A 12,198-nucleotide genomic window follows, 5' to 3' on the forward strand; every position below is an offset into this window, starting at 1 on the left:
AAACGATGAAAACACATGTTTCTACGATGACTTTAGAGAAACAAAGATTTCACGATCCACGGTACGATTTATAGTGACGTCATCGCAGGATGACGACTGACCGCACCTGCTGCGTGCAAGAAAACAGCGATGCACGTTCGCGGTGCCGACGCTGCACCACGGCGGGCGCTCCACTTACTCACAAGCATCGAAATGTCAAAAGCTCAAACGAAACAGCAAAAGCGCGCACCGCAGTCGATCGAGAGTCGCATCGCCGAATGCTATGACGAACTGTCCGAGATCGATCAACGGTTGGCCGATGTCATTCTCAGCGCTCCGGGGCAACTGGCGATGCAAACTGCTACGGAACTGGCGGCGACCGCGCAGGTGTCGAAAGCGACTGCGACACGTTTTTTTCAGAAGCTCGGATATACGTCTTATGACGACGCGCGTGCGATTGCGCGCGCGGCACAGGTCGGCGGTTCACCGTTGTATCTACAGGATCGGGGTCGCAAGAATGCGAGTACGAAACTCGACGACGTGATTCAGGCGCATTTGAAGCATGAGGTCGAGAACCTGGCAAATACGTACCGGTCGCTCGACACGCGCGTGCTGAGTGAGGTGGTCGAGGCAGTTGCACACGCGAGGCGCGTGGTGATCATCGGGTATCGGCATAGTCATACAGTAGCCACGATGATCAGGCGCGAACTGATTCAGGTGCGCTCCGACGTAATGTTGTTGCCTGCGCCGGGCGACACCATGGGCGAATATCTCGGCGACCTGACCGCGAAGGATGTCGCGATCATCGTCGGCTTACGGCGCCGTGTGCCGGCGGTCGGTCTTGCCGCAGTTTCACTCGCTGAGGCCGGCGTGCCGATTGTGTATATGTCGGATGTCATTGCAGGGAAGCCGGCGCGATTGGCGCGCTGGGTAATCCGTTGCCACACGGATGGCCTGATGCTGTTTGACAGCAACGTCGGCATGACGGCGGCCGTCAATCTGATCTGCTCACTGGTTGCCGAGCGCCTGCTCGAACGAGGCAGCAACCATTTACAGCGGGTCGAAATATTGCACGAAAGTTTGCGTGAGTTCGAGTGAAGACGTAGAGAGTTATCTAAAGATCCTGCCGCACCTGTTAGGCAGAGGTAATATTTCCACGAGTAATGTTGAGGGGATGAACGCCGATTGTTGACAATTTTCGTCGCTTGTCGAACGTCTCAAGCTGGCCGAGAGCACCAGTTCGACGATCGTCCCCGAACCGGACATTGGGATCCTCGGCGGCTCCTTACCTGCGGTTGTTGCGAACGCGTACTACCGGGCCAGTTTCGGTCATTGGATTGATTGAAGGCGCGGCCACTCAAATGGCTCCTTTTGAATCAACTTCCGCCTCTCGTCGGTCCGTGTTCTCGCCGCGATAGCCGGGGTGGGCGGTACCGACCTTGCTGGAACGGGCGCGCGGCGAGTTCATGCGGTCTAGTTTAGACACAGCGGACACAGCTGACTTTGCCGTAGGGCGCGTTCTGACGAACACGGTCCGTACCCGTCGCGCTACCGTCCTGTTTAAATATTAAATATTCAAGGCACTTCGCCGGGCGTTGATTCTTGACGCGCAGTACCCCCGGTGTGAATGAAAGCGGTTCACGCAGGTTTGTCGGACCGATCGGGCGTGCTCGTGCTCCACAGCACTTCGAACAGACTGCACTCGAACGCAAAGAACTCCGCGCTTTGAATGGACAGCGCGTAGTGCTCGGCCCGCGATGCAACGAAGGCCACGATGTCGTCGTACAGATAGGTCGTGATACCCACTTCGAAATCGGCGGGCGCGAAACGGAGTTCGCGGAGATCGCGCTTCGACGATCGCCACAGATCGCGCGTATCGCCTGGGCCCGAGCGGATCACGCGCAGATTGATACCCGCACGGATACGTCGCACCGCGACGTCCCTGATGACCTCAAAACCCGGCATCTGAAACAGCTCGCTGTTAGACATCACCGCGCGCAATTCCTTGCTCTGACATTCGAGCGTTTCGTTGAGCACAGTCTTGATCCCTTCGATACCCGGGAAATAGCGCACCCTCGGCTTTCCACCCGCTGAATTGTGAATAGAGCGCAGCCGCGGGAGCACTTCCTGAACGAGCTGACGCTGCGCCTCGATACGCCTGAGCAGCGCGATCGGATCTTGCGGAATCACATAGCTGCGCGCGCCTTTCTGCACGGTCGCGACGAGTCCGTCGGCGAGCAGCCGGTCGAGCACTTCGTATGCATTCGTGCGGCCAATTCCTGCCTTCTGGGCGATCGAAGCGACGGTGGACTCGCCGAGTTCCAGCGAGGCCAGATAGAAGTCGGCCTTGTTTCCGTCGATGCCGGCGGCCTGGAGCATCTCAACAAGGTTCATGTTCGCCCGGTACACAGGGGTGATGGTCGTTACATGCCCATTCGTTCGCTTGGATAGTACACTAAAAATCGCTAATAATCAAATAGATAACAAAGTTCCTGCAAGGTCGGAACGTATTGCAAGGACATGCTTCACGGCCACGACTAGCATTCATCTCAGTCAATTCGTTGACGCCCGGAGCCGATGAATCACATCGATCCGAAGCGGGGCGAACCGCGAGCCGGTTGAGTGGCCCGCTCGTGCGCCTACACCCCATGTATCCCTATTGGAGTCATCTCATGATTGAGTGGAAAGAAACGATTCAGGACATCAATGTTCGCCTCAAGGAACTGTCCACACGCACGCCGGACACCCTTCGCGGATTTGGCCTCATCGCTGGTGCGGGCGCCAACACGAACCATCTCGGCGCGAAGACGCGTGAGCTCATCGCGCTGGCCGTCGCTGTCACCACGCGCTGCGATGGTTGTATCGCCTTTCATTCGGCAGAGGCCGTCAAGCTCGGCGTGTCCGATGTGGAAATCGCGGAAGCTCTGGGTGTCGCCATCAACCTGAATACCGGCGCTGCCATCACGTACAGCACGCACGTGCTGGATGCCATCGACAAACTGAAGCAAGCCTGATCACCCATACACACTGAAAGGAGCCCATCATGAGCAACCCCAAGCTTGAAGTACTGACCCCGCAAAACTCCCAGCTGCTTTTCATCGACCAACAACCGCAGATGGCATTCGGCGTCCAGTCCATTGATCGGCAGGTGCTGAAGAACAATGTGGTAGGTCTCGCCAAGGCAGCGAAGCTATTCGGCATTCCCACCTCCATTACGTCGGTCGAATCGCAAAGCTTCTCGGGCTTTACCTACCCCGAACTGCTCGACGTGTTTCCCGGTCAGCCGGTGCTCGAACGCACATCGATGAACTCCTGGGACGATCAGAAGGTTCGTGACGCGCTGGCTGCGAATGGACGCAGGAAGATCGTGGTTTCCGGCCTGTGGACAGAGGTTTGCAACAACACCTTTGCACTCAGCGCAATGCTGGAAGGCGGCTACGAGATCTACATGGTCGAAGACGCTTCGGGTGGCACGTCGAAGGACGGGCATGACTATGCGATGCAGCGCATGATCCAGGCCGGCGTCGTGCCGGTGACGTGGCAACAGGTGATGCTCGAATGGCAGCGTGACTGGGCGCGTCGCGACACGTACGACGCCGTCATGAACGTCGTCAGGGAACACTCTGGTGCGTACGGCATGGGCGTGGACTACGCATACACGATGGTGCACCAGGCGGCGCAGCGCGCCAACGGTTTCCACGAGATCGTGCCCCCGGTTCCGGCCAGGTAATCGGCCACCCACTGTCGCAACTGATGTCAAGACTCCGGCCGTGCGGCAAGGCGCCGCCGGCCATCAGGAGTACACATGATATCCGCTTCAGACAGCCCCGGTCCGATTCCGCCCGTTGACCGCTTCACCGTGCTGGCGCCGCAACGACCGCAAGCGATCCCGTCGTGAGCAAGCTGCAAGAGAGATCAACCGATGAAACTCTATCTGTTTTCACTAGGTGCCGGCGTTCTGGTCGGTGTCATTTACCACCTGATTGGCGTAAGGTCGCCGGCCCCGCCGCTCGTTGCGCTGGTCGGGCTGCTCGGCATTCTCGGTGGAGAGCAGCTTGTTCCCGTCAGCAAGCAATACCTCTGCGCCGCCATTCACGGAGCGATGTCGCGCGCATCGGACGAGACGACCGCAGCATCCGGCACATTGCAGCATGGCATTTCTCGCGTCATGACTGCTCGCAAGATTGCTGGCAACGAGGAGACCCGCTCATGAACGCTTCCGCAATAACCCCCGATCTGATTCTGCACAACGGCCGCTTCACGACGCTGAATCGTGCGAACCCGACAGCGAGCGCGATCGCCATCAAGGACGGGAAATTCACGGCCGTTGGCGACAATGCCGACGTCATGTCGTTGGCCGGTACGGCGACACAGGTAATCGATCTGAAGGGACGATCCGTTCTGCCCGGGCTCATCGACAACCATACGCACGTCGTGCGTGGCGGCTTGAACTTCAATATGGAGCTGCGGTGGGACGGCGTGCGCTCCCTCGCCGATGCGATGAACATGCTCAAGCGCCAGGTGGCGATTACGCCGCCACCGCAATGGGTCCGCGTGGTAGGCGGCTTCACTGAACACCAGTTCGTCGAGAAGCGGCTGCCCACCATCGAGGAGTTGAATGCCGTCGCACCCGAGACGCCCGTCTTTATCCTGCATCTTTATGACCGGGCGTTTCTGAACGCTGCGGCACTGCGCGTGGTCGGCTACACGAAAGACACGCCGGAGCCTCCCGGCGGACAGATCATGCGCGATGGCGACGGCAACCCGACGGGGCTGCTGCTCGCCAAACCGAATGCGTCGATTCTGTACGCGACGCTGGCGAAGGGGCCAAAGCTGCCGTTCGACTATCAGCTCAATTCGACGCGCCATTTCATGCGCGAGCTGAACCGGCTCGGCGTGACGGGTGTGATCGACGCGGGCGGCGGCTTCCAGAACTATCCGGAGGACTACCAGGTCATCGAAAAACTTTCCAGCGACGGACAGCTGACGGTGCGTCTCGCGTACAACCTGTTCACGCAGAAGCCGAAGGCAGAGAAGCAGGACTTCCTGAACTGGACGAAGACATCGAAGTACAAGCAGGGCGACGACTACTTCCGGCACAACGGTGCGGGCGAGATGCTGGTGTACTCCGCAGCCGATTTCGAGGACTTCCGCGAGCCGCGCCCGGACATGCCGCCGCAGATGGAACATGAACTGGAAGAGGTCGTGCGCGTGCTCGCCGAAAACCGCTGGCCATGGCGCATGCACGCAACCTATGACGAGACGATCAGCCGCGCGCTGGATGTTTTCGAGAAAGTCAACCGGGATATACCGCTCGATGGCATCCACTGGTTCTTCGACCATGCCGAGACGATCTCCGAGCGATCGATGGACCGTATCGCGGCGCTCGGCGGCGGCGTAGCGGTGCAACACAGAATGGCCTACCAGGGCGAGTATTTCGTCGAACGTTACGGCGCGGCCGCGGCCGAGGCGACGCCGCCCATCGCGCGCATGCTCGAGAAGGGCGTGCGCACGTCGGCGGGCACGGACGCTACGCGTGTCGCGTCGTACAACCCGTGGGTGTCGCTTGCGTGGCTCGTGACGGGCAAGACGGTCGGCGGCCTGCGCCTTTATCCGCAACGCAATCGCCTTGACCGCGATACGGCGCTGCGAATGTGGACCGAGAAGGTCACCTGGTTCTCCAACGAAGAGAGCAAGAAAGGCCAGATAGCCGTGGGTCATCTAGCCGACCTGATCGTTCCCGACCGCGACTTCTTCACCTGCGCCGAGGACGAGATCGCAAGTACCGTGTCGGATCTGACCGTTGTCGGCGGCCGCGTTGTCTATGGTGCCGCAGCATTCGCTCATCTCGACGACAGCGTGCCGCCTCCAGCGATGCCCGACTGGTCGCCTGTGCGTCGCTTCGGCGGCTTCGGTGCGTGGAGGGATTCGAAGGGCGAAGGTGAGGCGTCGCTGCAGCAGATGGCGGCGGCGTCCTGCGGCTGCACGAATGGTTGCGCGGTGCACGGCCACGACCATACGCGCGCCTGGTCGAGCAATGCGCCGGCCTCAGACCTGCGTTCGTTCTGGGGCGCGTTTGGCTGCGCCTGTTGGGCGGTCTGACATGAGCACGCACGCAGAAGGGAATCCGCACTGGATCGCCGCGCTGCTCGCGCAGCGCTGGTTGCCGCTGGTGGCGCGCGCGGCGCTCGTGTCCGCGTATGTGATTGGCGGTGTGGCCAAGCTCGCGAACTTTCATGCCGCCGTGCTCGAGCAGCAGCAGTTCGGACTTCATCCGGGATGGCTGTGGGCGGCACTCGCGATTGTCGTCGAGCTGGGCGGCTCGGCCTGCGTGATCGCCAACCGCTTCGTGTGGTTGGGCGCGGGAGGGCTGGGCGCATTGACGGCCGTGGCGATGCTCGTCGCGAACGACTTCTGGAACCTGACGGGCGACGCGCACGTTTTCGCGTTGAACGGCTTCTTTGAACATCTCGGACTCATCGCCGCGCTCGTCATGGCGACATGCCTTGCCGGCATCAAACATTCCTCCGGCCGTGCCGGTGTTCAGTAAAACCTCAGAGGACTTTCAATACCATGCGTAATCTTCGTTCCCTTGCAGCGGCAGCGCTTGCCATCATCTGTATCGCTGCATCGTCAGTCGCGTCGGCTACACCACCGAAAATTCCACAGCCCGTTGCGGAGCCGCAGCTCGCTGTGGGGCCGCAATACGACACCACCCATGTCTATGTAGCGCCTGAAGACTTCGACAAATTCACCGATAGTGTTGTCGCAACCTTCGGCGGCCACAAGTCGCAACAGGGCGTCTTTCAGGTGACACCGACGTCGAGCGAGACGATGTCGCAACTCGTTTTCACGCCGGTCGGCACGTTGTCGGTGTTCGGCTTCAAGACGCCTGTTCCGTATCCGTTCGGTAGCGAGCGCACGGGGTATCTCGTCACCGACATCGACACGGCCGTCAAGTCGGCCAGGCGGCACCACGCCGACGTCACGGTGGCGACGTTCCCCGATCCGATCGGACGTGACGCGATCGTCTCCTGGCCGGGCGGCGTCAACATGCAGTTGTACTGGCACAACCAGGCGCCGAACTATGATTCTTTGCAGACGGTGCCCGAGAACCGGGTCTACGTGTCGCCCGAGCGCGCCAATTTACTGATTCGCAACTTCGTGGCTTTTTCGCATGGCAAGGTTGTCTCCGATGATCACAACGCGCCTGGCGTCGAAATTGGCCGGCCGGGCGATACGTACCGACGCGTGCGGATCGACTCGGGATTCGGCAGGATGACGGTGCTGGTGACCGACGGCCACTTGCCCTGGCCGTTCGGCCGGGAGATGACGGGCTATGAAGTGACGAATCTCGCCGACACGCTGCAGAAGGCGAAGGCGGCAGGCGTCACCGTGCTGATCCCGCCGTTCACTTCGGATAAGCGCGAAGCCGCGCTCGTGCAGTTCCCGGGTGGTTATATCGCCGAGATTCATGCGGTCGCGCAGTAGACGCGGGACGCCGGGGTGATGCGCCATGACGGTCGCGAGGCCGCCCGATGTCATCCCCCGGCACGGGAGACGATTGATGGAAATTGAAGACAGCGTGCTCGCCGCCATCGCGGGCTACGTGGACACGCTCAGCTTTGTTGCGCTTTTCGGGCTGTTCACCGCGCACGTCACGGGCAACTTCGTGCTGATTGGCTCCGAAGCGGCAGGGTTAGGCCAGGGCGTGTTCATGAAGCTGATGGCGTTCCCCGCATTCGTTGCGGGCGTGGTCGTCAGCAGCGTGATTGTGAAGCGCGTCGAACCCGCGACGCCCCACCGCGCGGCGTGTGTTCTCTACGTTGTTCAGGCGGCGCTCATGCTGGCCTTTTGCCTCGCGGGTGTCAGCGTCTCGCCCATAGTGCATGCCGATAGGACGCCCGTCATCGTCTGTGGGATGATCGGCGCAGCGGCGATGGGCGTGCAGAATGCGCACGGCCGGCTTGTCCCGCGTCCCGGCGTGCCCAACACCGTGATGACGGGCAACGTGACGCAGGCGGTGCTCGACACGATCGACCTCCTGTCGCCGCAGATGCCATCCGACGCACGAGCGGTGGCGCGAACGCGTCTGGGGAAGATGGTGCCGACGATTCTCGCGTTCGCAACTGGCGCAATCGTTGGGGCTCTCGCGTATCGCCACACAGGGTTTTGGGCGTTGCTGTTGCCGTACGTCGTGCTCTTGTGGCTGGCTTTGAAGGCACGCGGCGTATTGCACCCAGCTCACGACACGGAGACGCCACGACACGTATGTGGCCAAGGCCGTGCGCAGGTACGAACGCGGTGGCATTCGTTGCCGTTTTCATTGCCGGCCTGGCGCTGGTGTCGAGCGGCAGCGCGCGGGCGAGCACGGAAGAGCCGGCAACCGCCGACACATCAGCCGCCGCATGCACCGCGAAGCGGCCGGTAGTGGAGTTCAACCGCTGGCAGGAAGACTGGGCCGTGCTCGCGGACCCGTGCGTGTCCCGGCAGCCGCTCGATAGCCTCAAATACATTCCGCTGGGGGGCGATCCACATTCGTATCTGTCGCTGGGAGCGAATCTGCGCGAGCGCCTGGAAGTCAACGATGCGCCACTCTTCGGCATCGGCACGGGGCATTCGGATACCTACGTGATACAGCGCGCGCAGGTCAGCGCCGATGCGCGTATCGGCCCGTACCTCCAGTTCTTTGCGCAACTCGAAGATGCGAGACCGTTCGGCAAGGATACGGTGACGCCCGTCGACAAGAATCCGCTCGACCTTGAACAGGCGTTTGTTGCGTGGGTCAGTCCACTGGGGCCCGGCACGGTGAAATTCCGCGTCGGCCGCCAGGAGATGGCGTTCGACCTGCAACGGTTCATCTCCGTTCGCGACGGTCCGAACGTGCGGCAGGCGTACGACGCGATCTGGGCGGATTACGAGTATCAGAAATGGCGCTTCATCGGCTACCTGACGCAGCCTGTGCAGTACCGCGACGTGACGGCGTTCGATGATTTCTCGAACCGGCATCTGACATTCAGTGGCGTGCGCTTCGAGCGGCAGAGCGTCGGACCCGGCGACCTCTCAGGTTATTACTCAAGGTATAACCGTTCGAATGCGCACTTCCTGGATGCGACGGGCGACGAGCATCGCGATGTATTCGACCTTCGCTATACAGGCAAGGTGGGCCGCGCCGACTGGGATGTGGAGTCGATGTATCAGTCGGGGAACGTCGGCACCAAGACGATCAGCGCGTGGGCGGTAGGCTCGCTGGCAGGTTATACGCTGGACCTGCCGTGGACCCCGCGCGTGGGCGTGCAGATCGATGCGGCTTCGGGTGACCGGCATCCCGGAGACGGGCGTGTCGAGACGTTCAATCCGCTCTTTCCGAATGGCTACTACTTCACGCTCGCGGGCTACACGGGTTATGCGAACCTGATTCACGTCAAGCCTTCCATCACGCTCAAGCCGACCAGCAAGCTCGCGCTTCTCGGCGCGCTCGGGTTCCAGTGGCGCGAGACGACAGCGGACGCCGTGTATCAGCAGGGCAGTGCCATGGTGCCCGGAACAGCCGGACATGGCAGCCGGTGGACGGGCATGTACGTGCAAGTACGTGCAAGTACGTGCCGATTGGACCATTGCCGCGAACGTGATCGGTTCAGTCGAAGCGGTGCACTTCCAGGTGGGCGACTCGATTCGCAACGCAGGCGGAAGTAACGCGGACTACCTCGGTGTCGAACTGAAATATGGATGGTAGCCACATCGGAAACGCGCTGCGGCCAAGTTCCTGGTTGAGCGGTCCGTGCCTTTTCCAATACCGGTGTACGCCATCCAAATTTAAAAGAGGTCCGCGCGACATATCCAGCCTTGCAACCCATCGCGACAGGCGGCTTACACATGCATGGAACGCGCGGGTGTTTCGGCGCGCTTCATGGCTAAAAAGCGGTGAACCTGCGCGACCACGGCTGCCCCTTCCCCCACGGCTCCTGCAACGCGCTTGGTGGAACCCGATCGAACATCGCCGATTGCAAACACGCCGTCGACACTTGTATGCAACGGGAGCGTGGGCCCGCTCGCTCGTGTTCCCAGGTCGGTATCCGTCAACACAAATCCTCTCGAATCCAGCGACACTCCGCACGCGCACAGCCAGTTCGTGTTGGGGGCGGCACCGATAAAGAGGAACAAGTGATGCGTCTTCAGACTTTCTATACCCCCATCGCGTCGCCGATAGTGGACGGACTCCAGCCGTTCGTCACCTTCGAGGGCCGTTATTTCAGAACCCATATGGATCGTCACGTTGGGCAACGAGGCAATTCGCTCGATCAGATAGCGCGACATGCTGTGTTCGAGATCCTCGCCCCTGACGAGCACATGAACATGGGCAGCATGCGACGCAAGAAACACAATGGCCTGTCCTGCTGAATTTCCGCCACCGACCAGCAGCACGGTTTCGCTGCGGCAAAGCCGGGCCTCGATCGATGTCGCCCAGTAATAGACGCCGCGACCTTCGAAGCGCGCGAGCCCGGTCACTGCCGGACGCCGATACTCGGCGCCACTCGCGACGACTACCGTCCATGCCTCAACGCGCCGCGAACCGGCAAGCTCCACCTCGAGCGGGTATGCGCTGCATTGCAAGCCTTTCACCTCGACGGGAATCGCGATGTGCGCGCCGAATTTCTGCGCCTGGTTAAATGCCCTGCCGGCTAGCGCTTGCCCCGAGATGCCAGTCGGAAAGCCCAGGTAATTTTCGATGCGGGCACTCGTGCCTGCCTGGCCGCCCGGCGCGCGGCAATCGAAGACGGCCACTGACAAGCCTTCCGATGCGGCATAGACGGCTGCCGCCAGGCCAGCAGGCCCGGCGCCGACGATCGCGACGTCGTAGACATGCCTGGGATCGAATTCCGGCACGATTCCTAGGCACGAAGCAAGCTGCCCGTTGTCCGGATTGCGCAACACGGTGCCATCCGGGCACACAACGAGCGGCATGTCATCGCGCTGAGGCGTCATGCGCTCGAGCAATGCGATGGCATCGGCACCGCTTTCGTCAAGCGTCATATGCGGGTAAGCATTGCGTTGCAGAAAATGTTGCAGCGCGAGGAGCCGCTCGTTGTCGGGCGGCCCAACGAGCACCGCCCCTTGCCCGCGCTCGATCGCGGCGACGCGCCTCAGGATCAGCGCGCGCATGATCCTTTCACCGAGCTCCGCCTCGCCGATCATCAGGGCACGCAGCTTTTCCGGTGCGATTACGAGCGCCACGACATCTTCGATCACCTCCGCATCGACAAGGCCGGGCTTGCCTGAAAGCATGCCAACGTCGGATGTGAATTCGCCACGCTTCGCCTGAGAGCGCAGCAAACGCCGATGGCCCAGTCCGTCGCGTGCCGTGTATCGAATCGTGCCCGACAAGAGGACGAACATGCCTGGGCTTATGCCACCCACGCGATAAAGGAATTCGCCGGCTGCGTAGCTGTGGGCCTCGCCAAAGCGACTGATCCGATCAATCTCGGCGTCAGTCAGTACCGGAAATATCTGATGCCAGCGCGGGGTGCTATCTGGGGTCTGCGCATCCGCCACGGCAGAACGATCGGCGCCGTTCGTGCCGACTCCCGTCCGGTTTTCCGGCCCGCCCGGCGGCGAAGCTGCGTTGCTGTTCATCATGAACCTCTGACTACGCGCGTTGGAACCGGCGGCGGAGAGCCACGCCACTGGCCTTTTGGATAACCCACGGGGGTAAATGCCGCCCCGTGATTCAAGATAGGTTAGCCGTCAACATGCCGCAAATAGGTAACACCAATCTTGCTCGTGTCCGAGCCCTCGTGGGACTCGCGACCGGCACAAGCGGACTTCCTGGCGCGCTCAGTTGCACGTTCATGAAATGGTCTGCACTTCTCGATGATCGTCACGCCCGTACTCAGTTCGGGTGGTGCAGGTCCCTAGTCGACGATCGCCTGCGGGCCAACAAGACGGCACGAGTGACTGTTGTACCTTTGAGAGCCGCCTTGAACTCCCGAGGGACCGAGGGGCCGCTGCGGGTCGGTAGCGGGCCGTTCGAGAGCCGTTACCACCGCGTGGGAACGTCGGATGAACAGGCAGCTCACGCCATGACCGAACCGAGCCTGCTGTGCCGCTCAGTCGGTCGAAGCGCCAAAGCAGCCGCCGCACGAACGCGCCCGGCCCAATCGCAAGCGCCCGGCACTCACTCTCGCCTCACCACCGCACTCGCACCGGCAAACCCACAAA

At 61.3% G+C, this 12,198-nt stretch carries 9 protein-coding genes and 2 pseudogenes; 9 read left to right on the forward strand and 2 right to left on the reverse strand.

What is annotated here, in order from left to right; all coding sequences use genetic code 11:
- Positions 1-192: 192 nt before the first annotated feature.
- Positions 193-1,077 (forward strand): MurR/RpiR family transcriptional regulator, encoded by an 885-nt coding sequence (locus tag ABQJ48_RS20180; RefSeq protein ID WP_367839757.1) that lies wholly within the window; start codon positions 193-195, stop codon positions 1,075-1,077.
- A 540-nt stretch (positions 1,078-1,617) separates the two neighbouring features.
- On the opposite strand, the gene ABQJ48_RS20185 is transcribed toward ABQJ48_RS20180, so the two are convergent.
- Positions 1,618-2,373, reverse strand: a complete 756-nt coding sequence (locus ABQJ48_RS20185; protein ID WP_367839758.1) for a TrmB family transcriptional regulator — start codon at positions 2,371-2,373, stop codon at positions 1,618-1,620.
- Positions 2,374-2,651: 278 nt separating this feature from the next.
- Here ABQJ48_RS20185 and ABQJ48_RS20190 point away from each other — a divergent pair, with 278 nt between their 5' ends.
- The 8 genes and pseudogenes from ABQJ48_RS20190 (at position 2,652) to ABQJ48_RS20225 (ending at position 9,715) form a co-directional block, all read left to right on the forward strand.
- The gene (locus tag ABQJ48_RS20190; RefSeq protein ID WP_367839777.1) at positions 2,652-2,993 is read left to right on the forward strand and encodes a carboxymuconolactone decarboxylase family protein; all 342 of its coding nucleotides are present in this window, start codon (positions 2,652-2,654) and stop codon (positions 2,991-2,993) included.
- Between the two features lie 29 nt (positions 2,994-3,022).
- Positions 3,023-3,709: a hydrolase gene (locus tag ABQJ48_RS20195; protein ID WP_367839759.1), complete on the forward strand. Its 687-nt coding sequence runs from the start codon at positions 3,023-3,025 to the stop codon at positions 3,707-3,709.
- A gap of 192 nt (positions 3,710-3,901) precedes the next feature.
- Positions 3,902-4,192, forward strand: coding sequence for a DUF1427 family protein (locus ABQJ48_RS20200; protein ID WP_367839760.1), 291 nt, complete (start codon positions 3,902-3,904; stop codon positions 4,190-4,192).
- The gene (locus ABQJ48_RS20205; protein WP_367839761.1) at positions 4,189-6,081 is read left to right on the forward strand and encodes an amidohydrolase; all 1,893 of its coding nucleotides are present in this window, start codon (positions 4,189-4,191) and stop codon (positions 6,079-6,081) included. Before ABQJ48_RS20200 ends, ABQJ48_RS20205 begins: the two co-directional genes overlap by 4 nt.
- Before the next feature lies 1 nt (position 6,082).
- Positions 6,083-6,529 (forward strand): DoxX family protein, encoded by a 447-nt coding sequence (locus tag ABQJ48_RS20210; RefSeq protein WP_367839762.1) that lies wholly within the window; start codon positions 6,083-6,085, stop codon positions 6,527-6,529.
- A gap of 23 nt (positions 6,530-6,552) precedes the next feature.
- Positions 6,553-7,470, forward strand: a complete 918-nt coding sequence (locus ABQJ48_RS20215) for a glyoxalase (RefSeq protein WP_367839763.1) — start codon at positions 6,553-6,555, stop codon at positions 7,468-7,470.
- Positions 7,471-7,546: 76 nt separating this feature from the next.
- Positions 7,547-8,203: pseudogene (locus ABQJ48_RS20220) on the forward strand (YoaK family protein); the annotation flags it as partial.
- 47 nt (positions 8,204-8,250) lie between these two features.
- Positions 8,251-9,715, forward strand: a pseudogene (locus tag ABQJ48_RS20225) (alginate export family protein).
- A gap of 134 nt (positions 9,716-9,849) precedes the next feature.
- On the opposite strand, the gene ABQJ48_RS20230 reads toward ABQJ48_RS20225, so the two are convergent.
- Entirely contained in the window at positions 9,850-11,613 is a 1,764-nt protein-coding gene (locus tag ABQJ48_RS20230) for an FAD-dependent oxidoreductase (protein ID WP_473094161.1), read from the reverse strand.
- Between the last annotated feature and the right edge of the window lie 585 nt (positions 11,614-12,198).

Origin of the sequence: Paraburkholderia suaedae (assembly GCF_040812055.1) — a bacterium.
Taxonomy (GTDB): Bacteria; Pseudomonadota; Gammaproteobacteria; order Burkholderiales; family Burkholderiaceae; genus Paraburkholderia.